General features: G+C 69.3%; 22 protein-coding genes. All 22 read right to left on the bottom strand.

Translation table 11 applies throughout. The features are described from left to right. Nucleotides 1-26: 26 nt before the first annotated feature. The gene (locus GLO27_RS10850) at nt 27-704 is read right to left on the bottom strand and encodes a hypothetical protein (protein ID WP_029265876.1); all 678 of its coding nucleotides are present in this window, start codon (nt 702-704) and stop codon (nt 27-29) included. Next, the gene (locus GLO27_RS10845) at nt 701-1,588 is read right to left on the bottom strand and encodes a hypothetical protein (RefSeq protein ID WP_167254871.1); all 888 of its coding nucleotides are present in this window, start codon (nt 1,586-1,588) and stop codon (nt 701-703) included. The genes GLO27_RS10850 and GLO27_RS10845 overlap by 4 nt, the downstream gene beginning before the upstream one ends. Continuing rightward, nucleotides 1,585-2,181 carry a hypothetical protein gene (locus GLO27_RS10840; RefSeq protein WP_021200027.1) on the bottom strand — a complete coding sequence of 199 codons (597 nt, stop codon included), beginning with the start codon at nt 2,179-2,181 and terminating at the stop codon, nt 1,585-1,587. The genes GLO27_RS10845 and GLO27_RS10840 overlap by 4 nt, the downstream gene beginning before the upstream one ends. Then, entirely contained in the window at nt 2,181-3,491 is a 1,311-nt protein-coding gene (locus tag GLO27_RS10835; protein ID WP_021200028.1) for a hypothetical protein, read from the bottom strand. The genes GLO27_RS10840 and GLO27_RS10835 overlap by 1 nt, the downstream gene beginning before the upstream one ends. A gap of 12 nt (nt 3,492-3,503) precedes the next feature. After that, nucleotides 3,504-3,851: a hypothetical protein gene (locus GLO27_RS10830; RefSeq protein WP_021200029.1), complete on the bottom strand. Its 348-nt coding sequence runs from the start codon at nt 3,849-3,851 to the stop codon at nt 3,504-3,506. Between the two features lie 85 nt (nt 3,852-3,936). After that, nucleotides 3,937-4,836 carry a hypothetical protein gene (locus tag GLO27_RS10825; RefSeq protein WP_167254869.1) on the bottom strand — a complete coding sequence of 300 codons (900 nt, stop codon included), beginning with the start codon at nt 4,834-4,836 and terminating at the stop codon, nt 3,937-3,939. 79 nt (nt 4,837-4,915) lie between these two features. Beyond that, the gene (locus GLO27_RS10820) at nt 4,916-5,203 is read right to left on the bottom strand and encodes a WXG100 family type VII secretion target (RefSeq protein ID WP_028501988.1); all 288 of its coding nucleotides are present in this window, start codon (nt 5,201-5,203) and stop codon (nt 4,916-4,918) included. A 136-nt stretch (nt 5,204-5,339) separates the two neighbouring features. Next, nucleotides 5,340-5,963 (bottom strand): hypothetical protein, encoded by a 624-nt coding sequence (locus GLO27_RS10815; RefSeq protein ID WP_136023791.1) that lies wholly within the window; start codon nt 5,961-5,963, stop codon nt 5,340-5,342. Beyond that, complete coding sequence (locus tag GLO27_RS10810) at nt 5,963-6,580, bottom strand: hypothetical protein (RefSeq protein WP_167254867.1); 618 nt, start codon at nt 6,578-6,580, stop codon at nt 5,963-5,965. Before GLO27_RS10810 ends, GLO27_RS10815 begins: the two co-directional genes overlap by 1 nt. A 39-nt stretch (nt 6,581-6,619) precedes the next feature. Next, the gene (locus tag GLO27_RS10805; protein ID WP_029259845.1) at nt 6,620-7,789 is read right to left on the bottom strand and encodes a hypothetical protein; all 1,170 of its coding nucleotides are present in this window, start codon (nt 7,787-7,789) and stop codon (nt 6,620-6,622) included. 20 nt (nt 7,790-7,809) lie between these two features. Beyond that, nucleotides 7,810-8,130 carry a flagellar protein FlgN gene (locus GLO27_RS10800; RefSeq protein ID WP_136023789.1) on the bottom strand — a complete coding sequence of 107 codons (321 nt, stop codon included), beginning with the start codon at nt 8,128-8,130 and terminating at the stop codon, nt 7,810-7,812. Between the two features lie 152 nt (nt 8,131-8,282). After that, nucleotides 8,283-9,341, bottom strand: a complete 1,059-nt coding sequence (locus tag GLO27_RS10795; protein WP_029259846.1) for a hypothetical protein — start codon at nt 9,339-9,341, stop codon at nt 8,283-8,285. Nucleotides 9,342-9,384: 43 nt separating this feature from the next. Further along, nucleotides 9,385-13,905 (bottom strand): FtsK/SpoIIIE domain-containing protein, encoded by a 4,521-nt coding sequence (locus GLO27_RS10790; protein WP_167254865.1) that lies wholly within the window; start codon nt 13,903-13,905, stop codon nt 9,385-9,387. A gap of 43 nt (nt 13,906-13,948) precedes the next feature. Beyond that, nucleotides 13,949-15,268 carry an RDD family protein gene (locus tag GLO27_RS20265; protein ID WP_167254863.1) on the bottom strand — a complete coding sequence of 440 codons (1,320 nt, stop codon included), beginning with the start codon at nt 15,266-15,268 and terminating at the stop codon, nt 13,949-13,951. After that, nucleotides 15,265-15,975, bottom strand: coding sequence for a hypothetical protein (locus tag GLO27_RS10780; protein ID WP_292775516.1), 711 nt, complete (start codon nt 15,973-15,975; stop codon nt 15,265-15,267). Before GLO27_RS10780 ends, GLO27_RS20265 begins: the two co-directional genes overlap by 4 nt. Nucleotides 15,976-15,989: 14 nt before the next feature. Next, entirely contained in the window at nt 15,990-17,618 is a 1,629-nt protein-coding gene (locus GLO27_RS10775; RefSeq protein ID WP_167254859.1) for a serine/threonine-protein kinase, read from the bottom strand. After that, nucleotides 17,615-18,865, bottom strand: coding sequence for an FHA domain-containing protein (locus GLO27_RS10770; protein WP_208323766.1), 1,251 nt, complete (start codon nt 18,863-18,865; stop codon nt 17,615-17,617). Before GLO27_RS10770 ends, GLO27_RS10775 begins: the two co-directional genes overlap by 4 nt. After that, nucleotides 18,865-19,680 carry a protein phosphatase 2C domain-containing protein gene (locus tag GLO27_RS10765; protein WP_021198482.1) on the bottom strand — a complete coding sequence of 272 codons (816 nt, stop codon included), beginning with the start codon at nt 19,678-19,680 and terminating at the stop codon, nt 18,865-18,867. Before GLO27_RS10765 ends, GLO27_RS10770 begins: the two co-directional genes overlap by 1 nt. Further along, on the bottom strand, nt 19,677-20,927 hold the full coding sequence (locus GLO27_RS10760; protein ID WP_167254855.1) for an RDD family protein: 1,251 nt from the start codon (nt 20,925-20,927) through the stop codon (nt 19,677-19,679). The genes GLO27_RS10765 and GLO27_RS10760 overlap by 4 nt, the downstream gene beginning before the upstream one ends. Continuing rightward, nucleotides 20,924-23,320, bottom strand: coding sequence for a transglutaminase domain-containing protein (locus GLO27_RS10755; RefSeq protein WP_167254853.1), 2,397 nt, complete (start codon nt 23,318-23,320; stop codon nt 20,924-20,926). Before GLO27_RS10755 ends, GLO27_RS10760 begins: the two co-directional genes overlap by 4 nt. Then, nucleotides 23,317-24,579 (bottom strand): DUF58 domain-containing protein, encoded by a 1,263-nt coding sequence (locus GLO27_RS10750; RefSeq protein ID WP_167254851.1) that lies wholly within the window; start codon nt 24,577-24,579, stop codon nt 23,317-23,319. The genes GLO27_RS10755 and GLO27_RS10750 overlap by 4 nt, the downstream gene beginning before the upstream one ends. Continuing rightward, nucleotides 24,579-25,550: a MoxR family ATPase gene (locus GLO27_RS10745; protein ID WP_029258893.1), complete on the bottom strand. Its 972-nt coding sequence runs from the start codon at nt 25,548-25,550 to the stop codon at nt 24,579-24,581. Before GLO27_RS10745 ends, GLO27_RS10750 begins: the two co-directional genes overlap by 1 nt. Nucleotides 25,551-25,592 lie beyond the last annotated feature (42 nt).

Raw genomic sequence — 25,592 nt, 5'->3', positions numbered from 1 at the left:
GACAACTCCCCATCCCCGCACACCAGTCAGCGGCGGTCGGTCGGCGCCTGCTCGGCGGTGACGGGAACCGCCGGCTCCTCGGCCAGCTGCTCCCACGCGAAGGTCGAGATCATGGCGTCGCTGAGGAGCTCGATGCCGTCGAGCACCTCGGCGGGGATCACCTCGCCGTCCGGGATCACGATGGTAGACGTGAACACGAGCGCCTTGCGACGCAGCGTTCCCGGCACGGGGATGATGTACGTCACGGTGCGTCCGCCGACGCCGTCGATCGCAGGCGCACCCGCGGGGCGCGTTGCCTCGGCGGACCAGCGGACGATGTGCCGGAGGTGTTCGTCGAGAAAGACGGCGCCGCGGAGGCGGAAGGCCTCCGTCACCCAGCCGTCGAGATTCTCGCCGTCGGGGGCGTCGAGGGCGGAGGCCGTTATCGAGAGGGGCAGGAGCTCCTCCATCGGCACGTCTTCCTGCCGATAGATCGCGAACACCTTGGTGCGGCGCATACCCTGATTGGCCTGCGCCATCATCGTGCGGAACTCGGCGTCGAGATCGGGGCGCCCGGCCTGCATGAAGATCGCACTGGCCTTGCGCACGTCCTCCTGCTGGCCCGCATTCGTGGGCAGATGCGTGGCCCACCCCGGAGGCAGCACCAGGCGGAAGGCGGGGATGCCGTAACGGAACTCCACACCGAGATCGTTCATCTCGCTCACCGCTGCTGCGCTCTCTTCTTCGCGCGTGACTCGACGAGGGCATTGCCGGGGAGCGCGATCGCGCTGAGACGCGCCGTCCCCAGCCCGGAGCGCTTGGCTCCCTTCGCCACCGATCGAGCGATCGGTCGAGAGTCGTGCGAGGCTGCGGTGGCGAGCTCACGCCAATTCGTCAGCATCTCGTCGAAGATCTCACCACGCGCAGCGCGGTTCAGTCGCGTGAGACGATGCCGAGCCTTCCGTTGTTCATGCTCGACGACAGACCATTCCGTGGCGGGATCCAGCTTGATCTCCGCCAGTCGGTCGACCAGCGCATCGAGCACCCCGTCGACCGCTTCTCGCAACGCCGGCAGGCGAAGCAGCACGCGTTGCTCTTCCGCATCCCACACCGCCGTCACCGCCTGCGCGCAGACGTAGCATGTGCGCTTCGGGAGGTTGCGGGTGGAGGCGTATCCGCAGATGCAGCGATCCGCGACGGCTGCGAGCGCCTGATCCAGCGTCGCCTGGCCGCCCGATGCATCGCCACTGTCGTGCACCGCTTCCAGGGCATCGAGCAGAGACGCCGCTCCAGGCGCATCGACCTCGCGCAGCAGCGAGTCATATGCGCTCAGCCTCAACGCGTCGCGGGTGCGCACCCACCGCACCATGTCCTCGACAGACACGATCCCTCGGACCGAGGCTGCGTAACTCGCAAGAGCCGAGCGCTGAATGGATGCCACATGCTCGGCGAACGCGTCGGCATCGCCCCCGCGTGCCGCGTCGCTTCGCTCGATCAGACCACGAATATGCTCGGAGCCCGCTCGAGCCGCCTTCTCGTGGCGATCGGCCAACGCCGGATACTGCTCGAAGAGCTGCGCTTCGACGCCGAGGAGGTCGTACCTGCTCACTGTTCGACCGCCGCCGTCCGCGGAAGTCGGATCCCCGGGATCAGGCGCATGAGCTGCTCCTCGAACAGGACGAAGGCGGGAAGGGTCGTCCCCAGCGTATCGACAAGGATGCTCCACGTGCCGTCGTTCAGCCGCACGGTCCATTGCGTGATGAACAGCGGCTGTTCCCCTTCGAGTTGCGTGGAGCGCCGGAGGAGGAAGCCGCTGCCATGCGTCTCGGTCTGCAGTGGCACCACATCGAATCCAGCGGAGAACCGGTCGCCGTCGAAGACTTCCTCATTCGCTGCGCTCCCCGGCCCCGATGCTCGCGACACGGTGATCGTAACGAGGAGATCGCTGTACATTCGCTCCGGAGCGAACCACAATCGGGTGACACCTTCTTCGGCTTGCGAAAGCAGGGCGCCAGCGGTCGCGCGCAGCAGCGCAGCGCGCTGCGGATCGGACGTCGCGGCATCGGGCAACCTCGCGAGGGCGGCGTCGGTCCAGGCAGCCGCCGCATCGGGACCGATCTGGCTCCCGTCCACTCCGGGAAGCGGGACGAACCACGCGGCGTCGAAGTCGAGGTCCCAGACGAATCCCGCGTCTCCCGCCATCAGAGCAGCCCGTTGACGAGCCCGGCGGGCGACAACCCACCAGAGGGCTTGCCGTTCCCGGTGAGCCCCACCACTCGGTCCGACCACTTGAACGTGTTCCACGCGGCTTCGAACATCGAGTTGGTCGGTGCCTTGGCAACGTTTGCGAGCCCTTCGGGCAGCGCCGCCCGCAGCACCTCCTGGAACCGCGGGCCGGTCGACGACACCGCGTCGTTGAAGGCGACTTGGAACGATCGGTTGGCACCGAAGAAGAACCGCTCGCCGAGCCCGCCGAAGATGTTGTTCCCGAACTGACGGACTCCGGAGACACCGGACGCGTAGGAGCCGAAGTTCTGCGAGACGATGCCCCGCCACGGAGAAGCGGTTCCGGCGAGACCGCGCAATCGAGTCATCTGCTGGACCGGATTGCGGAACTGACCGATGAACTCCTCTACGAACTTCGCCTTGCCGGAGAAGATCTTGCCGAGTTTGCCCACAGGCAGGATGCCCACGATCGCCCAGCCGAGGTCACCCCAGCCCTTGCGGCCGTCGAACATCAGGGCGACCGTGAGCGCCAGCGCGATGACCCCGACCACCAGAGCCGCGATCGCGAAGAACGGACCACCGATGATGAGTCCGAGCACGGCGATCGCGAGGCCGATCCAGCTCACCCACTCCGCGACCACGGCGAGGACACCGGCGATGTTCTCCCACGTGGAGTCCTCGCCGATCTTGTTCGCGTCGGTCAGTCCCGAAACGGCCGTCTCGTAGGCGGTGTGCCAGCTGTCGTACTCGCCGTCGAACGCGTCGAGGTTGTCGTTGTGGGTGGTCTCCGCGGTGTTGAGGGTCGACGCCGCACCGGAGGCGGCGGTCGCGAGATTCGTGCCGGCAGTCGTGTTCGCTGCCGCGTCCTCTTCGGCCGGTGGGTTCAGCCGCGTCGAGGTGTTGTGCGCCTGGAGCGCGTCGGCGGCATCGGCCGCGTTCGACTGCGCGGTCTGCAGCTCGGTGAGGCTCGTCTGGCAGTCCGCCACGATCGTGCGCATGCGGCTCTGGGCGGTCTCGAGCGCCGTCGCGTAGCTGCTCAGCGTGGTCCCGGCCGGCTTGTACCGACGCCCTGCCTCATCCAGATCCTTGTGGACGTCGTCGACGACGTCCTTGATCTTGTCCATCGCGTAGCCCTCGCCATCGATGGAGCCGTCTTTGATGCCCTTGAGCGTCGCAGCGGCACTGACCATGCTGTCGCCGAGCTCGACGATCTTCGTTCCCCGGTCGGCGATCGCCACGGCATCGCCGGCAACGACTTCGACGTCACGTCCCTTGTTCGTCTGCATCTGCCTCGCCCCCTACACCGCGGCTGGCTGACGCCCGGCACCCGGCGCGTTCCCCGACCCCGACTGCTCCATCGACGTCGCCATCTCGTTGTCGAGGCTGGTGACCTCGTCGACCGTGCCCTTGACGCGATCGGCGACCTCTTTGAGCTTGGTCAGCAGCTTGTCGCGGCTGTCGTTCCAGCTTCCCTCGAAGTCGTGGCAGCGGTCCTTCAGGCGACCGTCCCCGTACGGCCTGCCGACGGCGTTCTCGACGTCGTCCTGCTTCGCGGCCGCAGACTCCAGCTCGGACACGATCGCCGCGAGCTTCTCGCTGGTCGTCTGCAGATCACTGATCGGCACGAGCATGCGTTCGCCTGCCATGGCCCCCTCCTTCTTCCCGGACGCTACGACGTTACGGGGAAGCTCCGCCCGACGCGATGGGGAGTACTCCCCATCGGGCTGCGCCTCACACTCTCCTGCTGCTCTTCGTGCGCTTCTCGGAATCCTTGACGAAGGCCTTGATGCTCTCCGCGTCTGCACGCACCCCGAGTTCGGTGAGCGCCGCCGCACCGAGACCACGCTTGTGCACCTTCTGCACCGTGGAGCGCAGACTCGTCGTGGACGCACGGGAAAGCGGCTCGATGAAGCTTGTCCACCGTCGCAGATCGGCACCGGCGAGCTCCGCCCGGTGTCTGCGTCCCAGACGGGCGAGGCGTCGTCCACCGGCCTTCCTCCGGCCGAAGGCCTCGGAGTCGAGATACTCGCCGTGGCTCTCGAACACCTTCGTCTGCTGCTGGGCGACGTCGTCGATCACCTGGGCGACGTCCTCCGCATACGCGGGCATCGCCCGAAGCAGCCGCCGTTCTTCCGCTACCCAGCGCCGCAGGAGCACGTCGCAGCACTCCGGACACAGCCTCTGCGGCAGGAGGCCATCGACCGCATAGCCGCATGCGCAGTCGATACCGGCGCGCTGCTGCACCCGATGCGGACCACCGCCGAGCTTCGCGCGCAGGAGTGAGGCTCCCACCGCGCTGCGCCCGAGCTCGTCGGCGAGGAATCCCTCGCCACTCCGGCGCTGCATCTCGGCGACCAGCAGCTCCCAACGCTCCTGGTCTGCCGGTCGGAGCAACGGGCGAGCGGAGGACGCATACTCGTCCAGCGCCGCGGTGATCTCCGCTTCCTGCGCCGCGTGTCTCAACGCGCTCGCGGATGTGACTCCCGGCCAAGACGGGAACGCGACGTGAGTCGCGAGCACCCGCATCCGCGCATCACCCGAGACTCCCGCCGCCTCGTGCAGCGCGGCCAGGGGCACGTTCGCCTCCAACACATCGCGTTCGAACTCCTCGACAGCGTCAGACGCGCTCATGCCCCCAGAGTAAACGCCCGCGAACGACGAAGAGGGCCGACCGTCGTGGTCGACCCTCTTCGTGAAACCGTGCCGTGTGTCAGCTGCCGGCGAGCTGCTGGTCCAGGTCCTGGATCGCCCGCATCATGCCCAGCAGCGACTCGGACATGTCGTTGATGCCGTCGACCGCGGTCTTCAGACCCGTCGTCAACTCCGTGTACCCCTCACCGAACTTCCCCGACGCGTGCTGCGTCTTGAAGTCCTCACCCAGAAGAGTGTCCACCTGACCCTTCAACGTGTCCAACTGACCCTGAATGTCATCACGAGCCTGCGACAGCGACGACGCCACCTGCTCCATCTCCGCATAAGACGCACCGAAATCGGCCATCGTCCACACCTCCGCCTATCGAGAGAACCGGACCCCTCCGGCCCGAACAACACCCACCCTACGGCGCGCCCGCGAACACCGTCGATGGGGACAACTCCCCATCCCCGCACAGGGCTCGATGCGTGTCGGGGCGGGGTCAGCCGTTCAGCACCCAGTCGTCCCCCGGGCGCACCACGGCGGAGACGAGCTCTTCGAGACGCTCGGGGTCGGACCGCGGGACGAAATCGCTGAGCGAAGCAGTGGTGAGAACAGCCTCGGCGAACGGCTCGACGAACGCCATCCCGTAGGGCACGACAGGACCGAGCATCGCGCACACGGTCGTACCCTCACCGAAGAAGATCCAGCGGCGCGTCGCGAAGTCGAGACCGTTCTCCCGCTGCGCGAGGGTGGAGGAGAACCCGGTGCCGAGTGCGTCGGTTTCGGTGAGTCTCGGCGTGACGGGCAGGATCGCGGTGCTCGACCAGAGGAAGTCCGCCTGCTCCTGACGCGAGAGTTCATGCGTGATCACAGAGATCATCAGCGGTGCGACGACCCCGCCATCGACGCCCACGACGAGCAGGAGCCTTCGGTCATCGTCGGCCTGCGCCGCCACCGCGAGCAGGGCGGTCTCGATCTGCGCCGCGACCGTGGAGTGCGCACCGGCATCGCGAGCGAAGTCCTCCGCCGTCTGACGCGCCCACGTCACCTGCTCTTGCGGTGAGAGTCGTTCGCCAGGAATCGGGATGATGCGATCAGGCGCGTACGAGAGGGCGAGGTCCATCAGCGCACCGTCCATGTGAAGGTGCTGACGTGGGTGTCGAACAGTGCCGTCCAGAGCGTGAGGTTCGGGTGATCGGCGGGAAGGTCGGCCTCATGCGTCACGGTGGCCGTCCATTGCACCGCCTCGGTGAGCCTCGTTCCCGGAATCGGGATCAGGTAGTTGATCAGCAGCGACGCGACGTCTTCCCCGTCGAGGGACACCTCACGGCGCTCGGTCCACCGCACGATGCGCTGACCCTCACCGATGGCGATGCCGGCGTGGTGGCGGATCGCGCTTTCGACGAGCTGCTCCAGCGTCGCTTCGGGCGTCGAGGAACGCTTGAGCCCGACCAGGGTCGCCGCACCGATCGCCCAGGACGGCGCCGCCTCTCCCGCGAAGGCATACGCGAAGCCCTGGCGTGCCCGCAGTCCCTCGAGGGCCTCGTGCACCTTTCCTGCGAGGACGGGCCCGAAAGTCGTGTTCTGCGCACCCCGCAGGCGCGCGTCCGCCCGACGGATCAGGTCTCGTTCGGTCGCCTCGCTGAGGTCGAACGCCTCCCATCCCGGAGGGAGGAGCATCCGGTAGGGCGGGATCATCGTTCCGGAGTTTCCCGTCAGTTCCGCGCGCAGGCTGCTCATCGTCTCAGTCTTCCATGGGGCGACTCGCGTCGCTGTCGGTCACGAGAACGGATTCTGATCCGGGTCGAATGTGCCCGACCACGCACCGCCCGCGCTGTCTTTGATACCGCCGGCGATCGCGAAATGCGAAGCGAAGACGTTGCCCACCATGTCGAGCGTCTGCACCCCCGTCATCTGCGCGGCGAACGACGCGGCGCCGTTGCCCGTGAACAGTCGAGCGGAGAACTCGCCGAAACCCGTCGTGAATCCGCCGCGGATCTGGCTGAGCGTGCTCAGAGGAGCCCGCCCGGCGACGGCGTTGAAGAACCGCATGCCGTCGGCGCCGAAATCCGCGCCGCGGATCATCGCCATCGGACCACGCGCGAACTTGATCGCGGGACCGATCAGCGGGATGACCCCGATGACACCGAAAACGACATCGATGACCGACCCCTTGCCCCTCGCCAACCGCGCGACGGCCACGATCAGCGTGGCGACCGCGACGATGGCGGCGAGGGCGGCGATGATCGGGCCACCCACGATGATCGCGAGCACGGCGAGAACGATGCCGGCGACGGCGAGGAAGTCGGACATGAACTGCAGGAAGCCGTCCACGTTGTCCCAGAAGCCGTCTTCGATCTTGTCGGAGGTGTCTTCACGGATGTTGCTGGCCGCGTTGGTGAACGCGGTGTGCCAGCTGTTCCACTCGCGATCGTAGTCACCGGCACGCGCATCCCAGTCGCCGCGCGCGCTGCTCGCCGCCCCCGATGCGGCCTCGGCTGCGTCGTCACGCGCGTCCTCCGCCGCCTGCCGCGCCTGATCGTCGTCGGCATCCGCGCCCGTCGGATAGTCGGGGCTCTGCGCAGCCGCCGACGATGCGGCATCCTTCTTCTGCTGATACGTCGCCCACAGTGTCTCGAGATCGTCGAGGATCGGATCGATCGCGGCCTTCGAGGTCTCGAGGTCTGACGCATACTGCACGATGTGCGGCGCGACGGCGTCGTACAGGTCGGCTGCGCGGCCGAGCTCGGCGTGCATCTTTCCGGAGATCTCGGCGAGCTTGTCGACGGATTCGCCCTGCATGTCGGCGCCGTTGTCGACGAGGCGCTGCAGCAGCGTCGCGGAGTTGCTCATCGCGTTCGCGAGATCCTGCAGCGAGTTCCCCCGATCGCGGATCGCCTCCACATCACCGGTCAGAGCGCCGATCGGGTGACCCGCCGGCGAGGTCATGGGCATGTACTCGTACACGGTCAGCCTCCGCTGTTCTCGGACTTGGATGCGGCGTCACGGTCGAAATCCTGGAATCCCTTGATCACCGCAGCCACGTACTCTTCGACCGTCTTGCAATCATCCATGAGCTGCTTACGGCGGTCGTCCCAGCGCCCCTCGAAGTCGGATGCCGCATCACGCAGCGCACGCTCGCCGTAGGGTGAGCCCACGGCGCTCTCGAGATCGTTGCTGCGCGAACCGGCGTGCTCGAACTCCTCGATGATGTTCTTCAATTCGGTCTGCAACGGCTCGAGATCTCCGTACTTCAGCTTGACGCCGTCACCCACGTCCGTCCCCCTCATGAAACGTTCAGATCGAAGGGACCGGCTGCGGAGCCGGCCCCCTGAAAGTGTCCGTCGCGGCGATCTGATCGCCCCGACTATGCAAACTCTACGAAGAGAATCACCCTTCGGTCGATGGGGACAACTCCCCATCCCAGGGTGACCCGTCGCTGTTAGCCCGTCGTGATCTTGGTGATCAGGGCGGCGGCCACGAGACCTACGAGAAGCGGGACGAGACAGCCGACAGCCGCCGCCCGCCCGCCCTTGGGAGCGGCGAACAAAGCCTCCCGCCGCGTGCGACGAGCAGGATCCGCCTCCGTGACACCCGCCGTCTGCTCCGCGCGTCCGCGGACTTCCAGCAGTGACACCAGCGCGGCGAGATCCTCGATCCACTCCCAGTACGCGGGCTCAGCCATCGGGAGGTGCCGTCGGGCGATGACGTAGACCCGGTCGCCGACGACTTCGACGTCGCACCGCTCGGCGACCGCCGTCAGTGCCGCCTGCACGTCCGGAGAGAGCAGATGACGTACCGGCTCCTCCGTCGCCCGCGTCGTGAAGACCTCGAAGCGCGCGGCGAAGTCGCCCTCGATCTGCACGCGCTCCTGCGGCGCGGTCGGCTCCCATCCGGATGCCGCGACTGCGGGTGACTTGGTCACGAGGACCATCGGCGGCAGCGAGCCGGTCAGCGCGAACTCGACGTAGTTCGCGACCCGCGGCATGCGCGCGCGGGCGACCCAGGTGTCGAACGAGTAGTTCGCGGCCTCGAACGGGCGCGGGGACGGGCCGGAGACGATGTCGCTGGCGACTCGCGAGGTGCCGATTCCGAACAACGCTGCCGGCCGCTCAGGGTCGAGTTCGCCGGTGCGATAGGTGAGTCCGTTCGCCGCTGTGAACTGCTCGAGGCGGTACTCCTCGATCTCCCGCTCGCGCGGACCCCGGAGGTGGGATCGGATGCGGCCGACCGCGAGCGGCAGCACCATCAGCACAGCCAGAACGACGGTCGTCAGATCGGCGCCGTCGGCACCGAACATGAACTGCACGGCCACGACGGCCAGGGCCGCGAGTGCACCGGCGCCGACGACCAGCACGACCGATTGGAAGACGACCCAGCCGGAACCGAGCACCACGCCGAACCGGCGCCCCTCCCTCGTCACACGCTCACGGCTCTCCTGCCGCGCACGCACCGGATCCACGCGCGCGCGCAGCGCGGCGTCGTCGAAGGTGACCGTCATCGTTCGCCCCTCCTTCGGAACCGATGCGTGTGCGCGTTCGCGCTCAGCGGACTGGCGTCCATGTGTCTCCTTCGATGAGTGGCAGCTGTACCGTGACCTGGCGTCCCGCTTGTACGAAGATGCCTCGACCGTCCGGGAAATCCGTGCGCTTGACCTTGGGGAACGGGACCTTGAAGATCGCATCGCCGTCGAACGCATCCGGCTTGAGAACAATGCCCTTGCGCCCGGCTTTGAAGTCGCCGATGAATCCGAAGCCGCTCGTCACCTGGGTGACGTCGGCGTCGCCCACCAGCAGGTGATCGCTCCGGTTGATCGCCTGGAAGAGCGCCTTCATCTCGCGTTCGGCGGGGCCGTCCGCGAACTGGGGCACGTCCTCGACGATGACGAGCATGCGCACCGGAATGGTTTCGTCGACGGCGATCTCGGCGATCTCCTTCGCGAGCTCTTTCGCGTCCTCCGGGGTGACCGCGCTCCGCGTCCAGTCGACGTAGCCCTTGAGCTGGGCTCGGCGACCGCCGAAGTGGAACAGCTTGACCTCGGGGTCGAACCGCCGTATCGACGTGATGATCCCCTTGAGCGCGGTGGTCTTGCCCGACGATGGCGGACCGGCGACCACGAAGGTGCCGACAGGGTCGAAGTCGCGTGCGGCCAGCGTGTCCTCCGCGACGCCGAGCACCGGGAACTCGCCCAGACGATCCGGGAGATCGCGCACGGACAGGCGGGTCGGCAGGGCGCCGATCTCCGGCACCTCCCTCGCCCCGGCCGCGCGCAGAGCCGTCGCGTGCTGTTCCAACAGCTTGGTCTGCTCAGCCACGTTCGGGGTGCCGCCCAGCGTCGCGATCTGCGTCTCCCGCCCGTCGACGATCGCGCGACCGGGAGCCGAACGCTCGTCGAGCACGTCCTTGGGCGCGTTGAGCATCGCGTACCCGGATTCGTCGGAGAGCCGCAGGACCACGCGCCGCGACACGTTGGCGCTGACCGCGGTGGGCACGGAGCCCGAACGGTCGGCGCTCGCGATCACGTGCACGCCCAGCGGGCGCCCCTCTCCGAGAATGCGCATGAACGTCTGGTAGAACGGCATCCGCGCGGTGGTCGACTCCCACTCGCTGCGGAACTGCGGGAACCCGTCGATCAGGATCAGGATGCGGGCCTCATCCTTTCCGGTGATCTCCCGGTACTCGGTCAGGCTGGAAGCGTTGGCGGCGCTGAAGCGCTTGCCGCGGTCGTCGAGCACGGCGGCCAGCGAACGCAGCACGCGCTGCACGCGCTCGGAGTCGTCGCCGGAGATGATCGAGCCGACGTGGGGCAGCATCTCGAGGCTCTTCAGCGCACCCGATCCGAAGTCGAGGCCGTACACCTCGACGTTCGAATGCGCGGGCTCGAAACCCGCCGCGATCGCGATCGTGCGCAGGACCGTCGATTTGCCCGATCCGCTGGTCCCGTAGACGAGAAGCGACCCGTCCTTGTCGGGATGGAAGTACGCGGGCTCCTGCAGCTGCCGCTCCGGGACATCCATCTTGCCGAGCAGCACCTGCCCGTCGCCGAGCACCGGGAGGTCGCGCAGATCGACGGCGCCCTCGAGGTCGTCGAGCCACGGACGCCGAGGCGCGGGGATGCGGGCCTCGCGTGCCGCGTTCACGAGTGTCGCCACGATGCGCTTCTGGTCGTTGGGTCCGAGATCCTCATCGTGGGAGTCGGATTCCGGAGCCTGCTCGGCCTCCCAGGTCTGGATCGAGCCGAAGCGGAGCTCGGCGACCTTGACCTCGGCGACCTGCGCCTCATCGGTCGTCCACCCGCCCGCGTAGGCGGACTGGAAGGGCACGAGGCGACCCGGACCGGTCTTCGCGATGCCGCGTCCGGGCAGCGAGGGCGGGAACGTCGCCGCCACCGGATCGTCCACGACGTCTTTCGAGTCGGATTCATCGGCCATCCGCAGCGCGACGCGCAGGTTCGTGTTCGCGCGCAGATTGTCCTTGATGACGCCCGCGGGGCGCTGGGTGGCCATGATCAGGTGGATGCCGAGGGAACGACCGCGCTGGGCGATGTCGACGACGCCGTCGACGAACTCCGGCACTTCTCCGGCGAGCGCGGCGAACTCGTCGATCACCAGCACCAGAGCCGGTGGCGTCTCGGGATCGCGACGCTTCTCGAGCTCGAGGAGGTCCTTCGCCTTCTTGCGGTTGAAGAGGTGCTCGCGATGGTGCAGCTCGGCGCGCAGGCTGGTGAGGGCGCGACGCACCAGGTGCGGGCTCAGGTCGGTGACCAGCCCCACGGTGTGCGGCAGGTCGACGCAGTCCGCGAACGCGGAACCGCCCTTGTAGTCGACGAAGAGGAATGTGACGCGATCGGGGCTGTGGGCCGCGGCCATGCCGAGCACCCACGCCTGCAGGAACTCGCTCTTGCCGGCACCGGTCGTCCCGCCGACGAGCGCGTGCGGCCCCTGGGTGCGCAGGTCGAGGGTCATCGCGTCGGTCTGCGACTGCCCGATGATGGCGCGCAGGTTTCCGGCCTTCTTGAGTCGGGACTGCGGAGCACCGGAGCGATCGATGATGGTGTTGTTCTGACGCCACCGGTCGATCACGGCGCTCGCATCCTCGGCGACCTCGTTGCCCACCAGCGAGAGGAAGCTGACGGAGTTCGGGATGTCGGAGGAATCCTCGATCACCGTGCTGGAGTCGACGACCGGGGCGAGGCGCTTCGCGAACATGGTCATGTAGGCGTGCGAGACGCCCTCGACCTGCACCCCGCGGTAGTCCACGCCGCTGCGGACGGTACCGACCACGGCATCGGCGAGGCCGGCGCTCACATCGACGAACGTGCGGCACGCGGCGGGCAGCGCCTCGACGACCGGAGCGACGAAGAGCGCGTACACGCCGACGTCGGCGCCGCGTTCCAGGATCTGGGTCAGTCGAGCCCGGTCGACGGGAGCGTCGTTCGTGATGATCACCAGGATGGCCGTCTGGCCGGGGAACGTCGCGTCCTCTGCTGCCCGCTTGACGTCGGTCCCGTAGCGCATCGGATCCCAGTCGGCGCCGTACGGCGGCCGCGCGGACTTCGATTCCCGCGAGCGACGCAGCACGATCTCCTCCAGGCCGCTGAGCAGCGCCGTGCCTGTCGAGGCGGAATCGGCGAGGGGCATCTCCTTGAACGGGTTGCGCTCGCTCGAGGTGTGCGGCAGCCACTTGAGCCAGTCGAGCTCGTTCGCCCAGCCCGGCTCGGTGAGGGCGACGGTCACCAGCTCATTGGGGGAATGCGTACCGAACAGCTGCACCGCGATCCCGCGCAGCGCATCGCTCGCGAGCGACGTCGGCCCCGCGACGCCGATGGATCCCACGCTCTGGAGCGATTCCAGGATGGGGACGTCGTCGATCATCCGGTACCGCTCCTCGAGGCGGTCGACGCGCTCGACGTACTCGACGAGCGCCTCCGGGGTCTCGGTGCGCTTGATGCGCGTGCGCGCCTCGCTCTCGCAGACGCCGAGGCGCAGGGCGAGGAAATTCCAGTGCTCCGGTCGACGCGTCCACAGCAGGGGTCCGAGGCGCATCGCCTCATCGAACACGACGGCGACGGCGGGAACCTCGTTCTGCCGCACCTCCCGCTCCTTCGGGTGCGAGTGGTAGAGCGTCTCCTCGAGCCGCTCGAACTGCTCCTCGAACGACTCCGCCTCCTTGCGCAGACGCTGACCGATGTTGGTCTTCTGGGAGATGAAGTTACCGAACATCATCATCGGGGAGGCGGCGGCGATGAGCAGAGAGGCCGGACGCTGCGTGATGCTGAACATCGTCACGGCCAACAGGATCGGCGCGACGAGCATGGGCCAGGGGAAGAGCCGAGACGGCTGGTCGCGTGGGTAGCGCGGTTCATCCAGCTCCTGCCCCGTGAACCGTTCCTCCACGCGGGGGCTGCGATTGAACATCAGAGCACCCCCGCGCTCGAGCACCGGGTCGCCGCTGGCCGATCCGTCGAAGTCGCTCACCATGTGCACGACGAACTCGCAGTCGCCGAGCGCGAAGCTCTGTCCAGGAATCACGCGGAGCCGCTGCACGAGTCCGCCGTCGACGAGGATTCCGTTCGCCGAGTTCAGATCGACCAGCTCGACGAAGGTCGCGGCGACCTCGATACGAGCGTGCCGCTTCGAGACCAGCGGATCAGCGATCGTGACGTCGTTCGCGCTATCACGGCCGATCAGGAAGTGACCGATCGGCAGCGGGAACTCCTGGCCCGCGGCGGGACCGGCGACGACCGTGAGCACGGCGGCCGGGCGCGTGCCGGCTCCTCCCACCGATACCCGGTTCGGGCCGACGTTGACCACCTCGGCGAGGAAGCCGGAGCCGATCGGAGCGTCACCGACGAGCAGGTCGGGGTTGAGCATGGTGAGCTGCTCGCTGGTCGGCGGCGCCACCGAGAGAGTGAGCACGTCGGCCGGAGCCGCGGCGATACTGCGTGCGGGGTCGGTCGTGGCGATCTGACGCGCGACGTCGGCGATCGTCGCCGTCGAGTCGGCCATCACGACCACATCGGTCAGGGGTGCTGCGGGTCGACGCAGGGTCAGCTTGACTCTCATCGCTCGTCCTCACCGCGCCGAGGGCGCATCTCACTACTCAGGGTCATGCCCACTCCACCTGGAGGGACCGGTCGCCGAAGCGCACCGTGTCGCCGGTCTTCAGCTCGGCGGGGTGTCCGGCCGGGAGGACCGTCTCCGCACCGCCCCGGATGATCGCGCTGCCGTTGGTCGACGCCCGGTCGACGACGAAGACACCTCGTCGAGCCGGCATCACCGCGATGTGCGTCTTGGACACCGAGCGAGTGTCGTCGATCACCGGCACGAGCAGCGCCTCCCCCTCGCCGGCGGCCGCACTCGGAGACCGCCCGAAGAGCGTGGTGCCGCGCACCTCGATGCGCTCGCCCGTGTCGAGCACGAGGATCGCACGGACGCCCGCGGGTGCGGGAGCAGCAGGCGCAGGTGCAGGTGCTGCAAGGGCGGGCGGTTCCGCCGCGGGCGGGGCGGGCGCCGCGACCGGTGCCGGAGCGGGGACCGGAGCCGGAGCGGGCGCCGGGGCGGGAGCCGGGGAGAACGTTGCCGGAGCCGGTGCGCCCGTCGCGAGCGACGGCGGCGCCGCCGACACCATGGAGCCGGCTCCAGATGGCTCTGCCTGCTCCGTCGCAGCCGCCGCGGCCGAGCGGTGCGCACCGATGACGCCTCCGGAAAGGCGCGCACTCGGGACGTACTCGGCCGGCGCGTCGCGATGCACCGGCGTCGCCAGTGACGGCAGCGGAGCCTTCTCCTCGTGTTCGGGCGTCTTCACGCGCTTGCGCGCGATGCGCATGCGTTTCGCATCGTAGGGATTCAACCCGCCGCGCACGTCGACGAACCAGGTCGCGGCAGCGAGATCGAGCCAGCCGCGTCCTCGCCTCTCGATGTCGAACAGCGGGGAGAGCATGATCACCAGCACCGGACCGATGACCGGGACGATGAACGAGGCGTAGGCGAGGAGGAAGCGGACCACGGCTCCGCGCCAGAAACCGGGGCGCTCGAGGGTTCGGACGTTCACCGAGCGGATGCCGCAGATCGCCTTGCCGAGCGTCACTCCCTTGCGTCCGTGCAGGACGAGCTGGACGACGATATAGGCGATCATCAAGCCCTGCGATACGGCTGCCGCGACGATGAGCCACACCAGGTCACCGCGGGCGAAGAACTTCTCGGCGTCGAACCGCCCTGCCACGACCTGCGCCAGAACCGGGGTGAGCGCGACGATCGCCGGGAGCGCGATGAGCACGGCCACCGCCCACTCGATCAGCGCGGCGAGCACGCGCGGCCCTCGCCCTGCTGTGCGGAGCCCGAGTGCCTCCGCGTACGCGGGATCCGGGCGTCCGTGCGCGTCGAGCCCTTCGACCTCGGGAGCGTGGTCGTCGATCTCCCAGATCACTCCTGCTCTCCCTCGACCTCGTCGACGGCGTGCGCGGTGTCGAGCAACGGCAGGTCGCTCTTGCCGACCAGTCGCGACGCGATCACGTGCTCCACCAGGCGCGCACGTCTGTTGGTCGCGAAGCTGCGTTGTCCGCCGCGCATTCCGGGCACACCGATCCGGTCGAACTTGTCGCACACGTTGTCGAGCTTGCGGTTGAAGCGGGTGACGGTCCAGCCGAGGCGCTCCGCTGCCTTCGCCGACGTCGGGATCTCGCTCATACCCGTACCGTCCCTGCGCAACTGCGGCTCCGCCAGCGCGAGGATGAGGAGCTTCTGGCTGAGGGTCAACGGAACGTCGCCGATCGTGGAAGCACCCCCGTCGTCGTGCTCGCGCCTGGTCGCACGGAACGTCGGCTCCGCCGCGTGCAAGGTGAGTTCGTAGGTCGTCGGTCCCGCGCTGAACACGACAGTCGTGGTCTCGAAGACCAGCGGAAGGCGGGCACCGGGAGCGAGCCAGGCCTGCACGCCACCGGCCGAATCGGTCACGGTCGCCGTGAGTCGCGTGCCGACGTTCGACAGCCACCACAACCCGTCGGCGTCGGTGATCTCCAGAAAGTGCCGGTGCAGGAACAGGTTGTCGTCGAGCTCGAGATCTCCCTCGCGCCCGACGATGAACCGCCCGCCCCGACGGATCGGGAAGTACTCCCCCGCGAACTCGACGGTCACGCCGCCTTCACCACTCACTCCACGCACCCCCGCACGGTCTCGGACGCGCGCCCGTCGTCGCGTCGCAGCATCACGTCGATGCAGACGGTCCCCGCCGCGGCGGGCACCGTGGCGGTCGGATCCGGCGTCTGCTGGGGATCGACCTCGCCCGAGACCGCCACCGGGGTCCAGATGTATGAATCGCCGTCGAGCGGGCTCGGGTTCGTCCAGGTGAAGACCACCTGTTCGCCCTGTCGCGTCCCGGCGAGCTCCGTCACCTTCGGCACCACGTCCGTTCCGACGTCCTTCGGATCGACGGCTTCCGCGGTCTCCTGCGGTTCGGGCGCGATACCCGCGACCAGGAGGTTGAGTCCGACGATGCCGCCGATCACGAGCACGACTCCCGCGGCGGCGAGGGTGATCCACAGCCCCTTCCGACTGCGGGGCGGCTCGGGTGCGACCGGGGCCTCGACGGGGACTCCGGGAACCATCGTCGGCGGCACGGCGGCGTCCGGGGCCACGACCATCGGCGCACGGGCGATGGTCCGGTCGTCGGCGCCCGGCACGGTCGGAGGTGCAGCAACGGGAGACGGCGTGCGCAGCTGCGTCTGCTCGACCGCCGCTTCCTGGGCGACCGGCGCGTCGAAGCGCGGCACCCCCTGCAGCGCGGCCGGAGGCTCCTTCCGCTGCGTCGTCGCCGACGGGCGGGTGAACGAGGCCATGTCGGGATCGATGCTGACGATCTCCCGCACCCGGGTGAGACCGTCGCCGTCGTCGTCGAGGTCTTCCGCCGGCGGGTGATCGTCGACGATGTCGATCGGGGTCACCGAGTGGGAGAGCTCGATCTGCACCTTCTGCAGCGCTCGCGCGAACGCCACGGCGCTCGGGAAGCGATCGTCGGGATTCTTCGCCATCGAGCGCTCGAGGAGTCGTTGCAGGCTCTCCGGGGAGTCCGGCCGCTTCAGAGACGGCAGGGCGGCGCGCTCGATGCGCTCGATGAGGTCGGCACTGGAGTTCCGTTCCCCGGGGCGCTCGAACGGTGATCGTCCGGCGAGCAGGGTGTACAGCGTCGCCCCCAGCGCCCACACGTCCGTGCGCGGCCCGCTCTGGGGCGGCTCGGCGAACGACTCCGGTGGCGACCACGGGATCGACATGCCCGACGCCTCACCCGTCGCGCCCGTCGTCGACGCGATGCCGAAATCGGTGAGCGCCGGCCGGTTGTACTCGGTGACGAGGATGTTGGCGGGCTTGATGTCGCGGTGCAGCACGCCTGCGCGGTGCGCCGTCTCGACAGCGCCGGCCACCTGCACGCCGACCCGGAGAGCCTCGGCGACGGAGAACGGGTCCTTCCGTGCGCGCAGCTGGAGGTTCGGCCGCGGGCAGTACTCCATCACCAGATAGGGGCGCCCGTCGCCGGCGACCCCGGCCTGGTAGATCGTGACGATCGCGGGGTGCGTCGAGAGCATGGCCATGACGTTCGCCTCATCGGCGAACTCCTGCGCGGCGCCGCTCGAGATGCGATCGGCGAGCAGGACCTTCACCGCGACGCGGCGGCGAGGCATCTCCTGCTCGTAGAGGAACACGTCGGCGAAGCCACCGGTGCCCAACGGCTCCACATAGGTGAAGCCGGGAAGATCCGGCGGCGGCGACGGGCGACGCGTCACGGGAGATCCTCGAAGGCGACGGTCACGCCGTCGCCGAGGTCGACGACATCGCCGGAGAGCACCAGCGTCTGCTCCCCGGGGTGCAACCGCACGGGGTCGGCGCCCGGGCGCAGGAGCGTGGACCCGTTGGTGGTGTGCAGGTCGATGACCACCACGGTGTCGCCCTCCGGCCTGACCTCGAGATGGCTGCGTGAGATGTCCTGCTGGGGGCTCTCGACGGCGATCAGGTGCGGGAGGTTCGCCCCGCTCGCACGTGTCGACCGCGGCCGGCGCCCGATGATCACGGTGCGGTCGAGGGCGGCCACCTGACCGGTGGAGAGCCGGATGCGGCCGACCGAGGCCACGGCCGGTGCCGGCGCCACATCGAGCACCTCCGTCGGCGCGTCGTTCGCGACCGGCGGCTGCTGGCGGAGAGCACGGAGGTCCGCTGCCGAGACGGTGGCGCCGTCGTGGTCGCCCTCGACGGGGACCGGCACCACCGGTGCCGCCCCGCCGACCGAGTGCACGGTGGCACCCCACAGCTGGTCGAAGTCGTCGTCGACCGGTGGCGCGAGCGTCACCTCCGTGGGCGGCAGGAAGGCGTCTTCGATGAGGGGAAGCGGCTCCTCGGCCTCGGGCTCCGGCACGACCGGCTCGAGTGCGGGCTCCGGCTCGGGTGCGGGCTCCGGCTCGGGTGCGGGCTCGGGCTCCGCTTCGGGCTCCGGCACGACCGGCTCGGCGGCGACGGCCTCGGGCAGAGCCGGTTCCGAGAGCACGGCGCCGACCACGGGCGACGGCCCGAGCACGGAGGTGAGCGGATCGGCGTCGCTCGGCTCGAGCTCGGCGCTCACGGCCGCGGCACGCACGATGCCGCTCTGCACGGGCAGGCCGTCGGCGTCGGTCGGGGCCTCGACGGTGATCTCGATCTTCGACGCACCGCCGAGGAATCGCTCGTTCCAGGTCGTGACCTCAGCGCCGGACAGCTCGAACGAGTCGGTCGGGGTCGCGACCTGGGCGGAGACCGCGCCTCGCAGGGCGATGCGCACATCGGCACCTTCGGCGACGGCGGCGACGAAGGACGGCAGCGACGTGAACGAGCCTCCCGCGTGTGCGGTGAGCACATCGACGACCGTCGCGAGCGTCTTCTCCTCCGGCATCCGCTCCCACAGCCGCGCGACGACATCGCCCGGGACGTCCGGGGGCAGCGCGACGAGCGCTCCCGGGATGACGATCAGGTACCACTGTCCCGGTCGGTAGATGGTCTGCATCAGCGAACCCCTCCTGCTGCGGCTTCTCGTGGACGTGTGTCCTGGTCGATGTCCGTGTCGGTGGCCATCAGCGTGCCCGGCCGTGAGGCGACGGAGACGGCATCGACGACGAGGACGGTGATGTTGTCCCTGCCCCCGGCGCTGACGGCCTCGTCGACGAGCACATCAGCGGCCCGCTGCGGATCCGACTCGGCGTTCAGAACCTCGCGGATGCGCGCGTCCGGCACCTCGGAGGTGAGTCCGTCGGAGCACACCAGGATGCGGTCGCCCAGTTCTGCGGGGAACATCCAGTAGTCGGCGTCTCCCGTGCTGCTCGCGCCGATGGCCCGGGTGATGATGTTGCGGCGTCGATCGGAGACGGCGTCCTCGGTCGTGAGCTCGCCCGACTCGATCAGCTCCTGCACCACGGAGTGGTCGACGCTGATCTGCTCGAGCTCGCCGTCGGCGAAGCGGTAGGTGCGCGAGTCTCCGATGTTGAGCGCGAGCCAATACCCCATGCCGTCGACGGACGCGATCACCACTCCGCTGAGAGTGGTCCCCGCGCGGCCGTTGCCGGAGGTGGACAGCTCCTCCACGCTCTCCCTCGAGAGCGACAGCGCGTGGCGGACATCGTCGAGCACGAGCGCCGAACGTCCGATGTACCGCGCGAACTCGGCGATCACGGCGGCGCTCGCGCGCTCTCCGGCCTCGTGGCCACCCATTCCGTCGGCGACCAGGAAGATCGGAGCGGCCGCCAGATGTGCGTCCTCGTTCAGCGCACGCCGAAGCCCCGGATGCGTCGCGGATCCGGTCGAGACGATGAGTCCCGGCCTCACGCGTAGCCGCCGATCGTGACGATGCGGTCGCCGATCTCGATGGCGTCGCCCAGACGCACGGGCACGCGTTGCCCCGCGGGGCAGGCGATCCGCTGTCCTGCGCGCACGATGGTCATGCCGTTCGTGGAATGGCGATCCATCACCCACCCGCCCGACGTCTCCGCTGCGGCCTCGAAGTGCGTCTTCGAGAGGGAGAGCGTCTCGTCGCGCACGGGGACGAGCGTGGCTCCCTCTTCCGGAGCGGGGTTGCGCCCGAACACCGTGCGTCGTGAGACGGATACTCGCGTGCCGTCATCCCAGGTGAAGACGAGGCGATGCCCCGGAACACTGATCCTGGTGTCCTCGAGATCGTCCTCCTCGACGACCGCCGAGGAGGGAGCCGAGGAGGGAGCCGCAGGAACAGCCGAGGCGTCCGGGACAGGCGCGGCTGCCGGCACCGGGGGCACTGGCGGCGCAGGCGGTGCGACGGGAGCCACCGGGTGCTGCTGGATGGTCGCGTCGATCTCGGGTTCGGGCTCCACCGCCGGCGCGGACCGCACGGGGGCGTCCTGCGTGATGCCGGGAACGAAGGCGATGAGCGATCCTGCCTCGGCGACGGGCGCCGCGGGGGCGGCCGGTCGCGGAGGGATGGAGGCCGGTGCCGGAGAGGCGGGCGCAGCCGGGGCTGCTGCCGGCGGCTGCGGGAGACCGGGGATCGCTGGCGCCTGCGCCGTCGGAGCCGCAGCCGGCGCGACCGCGGCTCCCCGCACCGTCGGAGCCGAAGCGGGCGCCGCGGCGTCCGCCCTGACGGGCGCCGGTACCCGCGCGTCCAGCATCAGGGATCCGGCGACCTTGTCGTGCCACCCCTGGAACCGTCCGGAGCCGTCGAAGAGCGGGGTGAAGTACCCCACGACGACGGAGGCGGCGAGGCCGAAGATGACGTTGCGCAGCAGCGTGCGTCCGAAGCCGAGCGGACTCCCGTCCGCGGCCGAGGCGAGCTTCAGACTCTGAGCGCGCATGCCGATCGAGCCGGCCCCCGCCTGCATCACCGTGTAGACGAAGAACCAGCCGAGCAGCACCAGGCCCACCACGGGGCCGCCGATCAGCAGGACTCCGAGGCCGGCCTCGACGCTGCCGGCGAGCGACACGGCGACAAGGAGTCCGCCGCCGAGCACGATCGCGACGCCCCCGGCGATCAAGGCGTCGATGAGATAGGCGACGGCGCGACGGGAGACCGGCGCGATCTGGTCGGGCGCGGGCTGCGTCATGAGGTCTCGCTCTCGGGGGACGGGGGCGTCGTGCTGTTCTTGATGGTGCCAGGTTCGCGGCGGACGCGCACGGCCGCCGCGTCCTTCAGGTTCTGGAATCCGTTCGAGATGGCGGTGCCGCCGATCAGGGAGCGGACGCTCAGTCGCGCCTGGAGGCGCTTCCAGAAGCCGGCCTCCTTGCCCAGTCCGCCGACGATGTCGTCGACCTCGTGCCAGAAGGACTCGACATCCTCCGGGCTCGGCTCGGCGGGGCCGAACACGTCGGCGTCGGCCCGCTCGGCGAGGGCGGTGACCTGCGGGACCGTGAGCGACGACGCCACGACCGCCGCCTCTTCGATCCGCGTGCCTCCGGGAGGGATGCGGGCGCCGTAGTCGACGGCACGGTCGGTGAGCTCGTCCCAGCCGCCGCTGATGCGGTCGGCGGTGCGCGCGGCCGCGCGGCGGGAACGACGCTTCGCCGCCTTCCACGCGCCGATCACGATGAAGGGCGATGCCAGCAGTGCGATCACTCCGAGGGAGATGCCGCCGATCACGAGGATCGCCCCGATGATGCCCGCGAGGTTCAGACTCTCGTCCTCGGCCTCGCGGTCGTCGGGCAGGGTGGGTGGCAGGTCGACGGGTTCCTGCGGCGGAGGCGGGGGCTGCAGCACCTGCGGCTTCGGGTCGACGCGCGGCTTGGTGTTCTGGTCGTTCGGCACCTGGTCTTCGGGCGGGGTGGGGTTGAACGCCATCCACCCGAGTCCCTCGAAGTTGACCTCGACCCAGGCGTGCACGTTGTCGCCGGTGGCGGCGAACGTGGCTTCGCCTGCCTTGTCCTCGTCGGGGTAATAGCCCATGACCACCCGGGCGGGGATGTCGACCTGCCCGGCGAGCAGCGCCATGGCGACGGCGTACTGCTCGTCGTCACCGATCATCTGCTCCCCGCCGACGAGCGTCGAGATGCGCTCGGCGGTGTGGCCGGCGCGGGAGATGACCTCTCCCTCGAGCCCGTGGCTGAAGAAGCCCTCCTTGGAGAGGAAGTTCTCGAGGGCCCGCACCCGTTCGATCGGCGTCTCGGCACCGGCGATCGTCTCGGCGGCGAGGGCCGTGAGCTCTTCCGGCACGTTGCTCGGCTTCGGCATCGACACCTTGCCGAACGGCACCTCGGCGAGCTGCTCGTCGTCGGGTACGTTCGGCATCACGGCATCCACCGTGTACTCGTCACCCTTCGTCAGCTTCGTGGTGGAGACGGCGGTGCCCGTCTCGGTGTTCACGTAGGTGCCGCGGCGCAGCTGCTCGGCATCGTCGCCGGAGAACCTGATCTCGGACAGCTCACCCGCGGTGGGCATCCATACTCCGCGATACGCACCGATCTCGACGTTGAGCGTCACCGGGACACCCTCGGCATCCGGCGACATGTTCGAGCGCAGGGGGCTGAAGGCGCTCGACGAGGTGGGCCCGCCGTCGGTGACGTTGTAGACCATCCCGTCGAACTGGTCCATGACCGCGGTGCGCACGCGCGCGCCCTTGGGCAGGCCCTGCACCGTGAACAGCGTCTGGTCCGCCTCGTCGCGCACGTTCTTCCGGAACGCCTGCAGGGGGCTCGGGTAATCCCGGATGTCGAACGGCGGGATGATCACGTCGCGGAACACGTGTCGTGGCTGCGCCGGGTTCGCGACGGCGCTCGTGGCCACCCCCGCGCCACCGGCGATCGCCAACACGGCCACCCCGGCGAGCAGACGCCGGGTGCGCATGTGCGCGGCGCGGGAGGGATCGACCTCGCTGACGGAGATCGCCGTGTTCTGCGGTGCCCACAACTGGCGAAGGGCGAGCCACGACATGCTCACGACCGCGAAGACGAGTCCCTGCACGAGTGGGAACGCGGGTTCGGGCGTGCCGAGCGCGATCACCAGCATGAGCAGCACGCCGGCCGGGATCAGGGCCCACGCCACCTGCGACAGCCGGAGCGCGAGGGAGGCGGTCACGGTGGTGACGACCAGCGCCAGCAGGAACGGGACGACGAGGTGTCCGTCGGCCGCCGCGACGGGGGCGACCGTGGTGAGCATCTGCTTCCACGCGGTGACCGTCCCGAGCGCGAGCTTCTGCAGCGTCTCGATGGTCGGGATGAAGCCGAGGATCGACGTCTGCGGCAGAGCGAAAGCTCCGCCGAACACGAAGTACGCGGCGATCGTGAGACCCGCGACGATCAGGATGCCCCAATGACGCCAGGTCGTGATGACCGCGATCGCCAGGCCGATCAGGATTCCACCGATGGCGGCTGCCAGGAACGACGGACCGGCGAACGTCGGCCAGAAGCCCACGAGGGCCGTGAGGACCAGGAGCGCCGTCGCTCCCAGGTCGAGGATCCAGCGGCGGAGGGGGAGGTCGCCGAACGCGGCGGAGGACCCGGTCATGCGAGCACCTTCTGCAGAGCGAGCGGGACCTGTTCGAGCGCACCCACCGTGACGACGTCGGCATCGCCGATGCGGCGCAGCGCCGGGGCGGAGGCCGTGGTGTCGGCGACCACGACGAGGACACGGGCGCCGAACGGCAGACGCGCGCACGCGAGGCGGAGATCGTCGGACTTCACCCGAGCGCCGCAGACCAGGACCACCACGCTCGCCAACGGCATGGTGGCGGACACGACGCCCGCGAGCTCGGCGATGCCACCCTCCTTCGGCTTGCTGTTCTCCACGGCCGAGAGCGAGTCGAGCAGCTGCTTGCCGGTGCCCGCGGGAAGCTCCCGGCCCTGCACGCGCATGTCGACGCGCTGAGAGTCGCGCAGAGCGCGCAGGCCGATCGACCCCGCAGCCGAGACCCCGAGCTCGAAGTCGTCTTCGGTGGCGTAGTCGGCGAGCGAGCGCGAGAGCCCGATCACGAAGTGCGAGCGTCGGGTCTCCTCGTACTGCCGGACCATCATGGTGCCGGTGCGGGCCGTCGACCGCCAGTGCACGTGACGCAGGTCGTCGCCCGGCTGGTACTCCAGGAGGGCGTGGAACGAGACATCGTCGCGAGACAGATCCGCTGCGGGAAGCCCTTCGAGGTCGCGCAGGTAGCCGAGCGACTGACCGTCGAACAGCACGGTGCGCGGGTGCACGAAGAGGTCGACAGGGTCGTCACGACGGTGAGCCCGCTCGAACAGGCCCAGCGGGTCGCCGCGCACGACGCTCACCGGCCCCACTTTGACCACGCCGCGCTTCTGGGTGGGGATCGCGAAGAGTTCCTCCGCCTCCTCCCCCGGCGCGAGTCGCTGGATGCCGAACTCGCCGCGTCCGGAACCGACGGGGAGCACCACACGAGACGGGAGGATGGCCCTGGTGCCGCGGTTGGCGAGGGTCAGGGCACCGACCGCGCGCTCTCCCACGACCACACGGGTGCGGGCGAGGTCGAGCGCGACGTCGTAGGCGGTGCGGCCGATGAGGAACAGCGCGCACAGGACCACGGCGATCGCGATGACGACGGCGGCGATGGTGAACTCCGCCCATCCGGCGGTCTGGCCGAGCACCCAGAAGCCGACGGCGAGAGCCATCAGCACCCAGGCCAGCGGGCGGACGGCGGAGGTGATCTTGCGGAGGCGCGTCAGGGCGCGCGCACCGAGGACGGCCGCGATGTCACGCCAACCGGCGTCGCGCTCCATCTGCGGCGTCGATGCCGGAAGGGCCTCCGCGGTCATCAGGCCGCCACTCGGGCCTGAGGCGCTGCCACCGCGTCGAGAACACGGGCGATCACGGTGTCGCTGCTGGTGCCGGCGAACTCGGCCTCGGCGTCGAGAAGCAGGCGGTGCTGCCAGACCGGGCGGGCGAGGGCCTTGATGTCGTCGGGAAGCACGAAGTGGCGCCCCTGGGCCGCTGCCCACACCTTGGCCATGCGCACCATCGCGATCGCCCCGCGCACCGACACGCCGAGACGGATGGCGCCGTCCTCGCGCGTGGCCTCGGCGAGCTCGGCCACGTAGCGGAGCACGGCGGGCTCGACGTGCACGGTCGCGGCGAGGTCGGCCATATCGGCCACCGCGCTCGTGGTGATGACCGCGGACAGGCCGGCCGAGGGGTTGCGGTCGGAGGCACCGGCGAGGATGCTCTCGGTCACGGCGAGGTCGGGGTAGCCGATCGACGTCTTGATCAGGAAGCGGTCGAGCTGCGCCTCGGGCAGCTTGTAGGTGCCCGCCTGCTCGATGGGGTTCTGCGTCGCGATCACGAGGAAGGGGCGACCGGCCTCGTGCGTGACGCCGTCGACCGTGACGCGCGACTCCTCCATGACCTCGAGCAGCGCGGACTGGGTCTTGGGCGATGCGCGGTTGATCTCGTCGGCGAGCACGATCGACGCGAAGATCGGGCCCTTGTGGAACTCGAAGCGGTGCGACTGCTGATCGTAGATCGTCACGCCGGTGACATCGGACGGCAGCAGGTCGGGCGTGAACTGGATGCGCGCGCTGGTGCCCTGCACGGTCGCGGCCAGCGCCTTGGCGAGGCTGGTCTTGCCCGTTCCCGGTGCATCCTCGAGGAGCACGTGGCCCTCGGCGAGCATCGAGGCCAGCACGAGGCCGACGATCTCCTGCTTGCCCTGCACGGCCTTGTCGATGTTCTCGACGAGGCGCTGGAAGGTGCCCTGGAACCAGGCGGCCTGCTCGGGGGTCATTGTCATGAGGGTGTCGTTCCTTGTTCTCGTGGAGAGGTGTCGCGCGGC

The organism is Microbacterium sp. Be9 (genome assembly GCF_011754135.1).
Taxonomy (GTDB): domain Bacteria; phylum Actinomycetota; class Actinomycetes; order Actinomycetales; family Microbacteriaceae; genus Microbacterium; species Microbacterium maritypicum_A.
The sequence above is the reverse complement of the archived record's forward strand: the minus strand, read 5'-3'. Positions and strand labels throughout refer to the sequence as shown.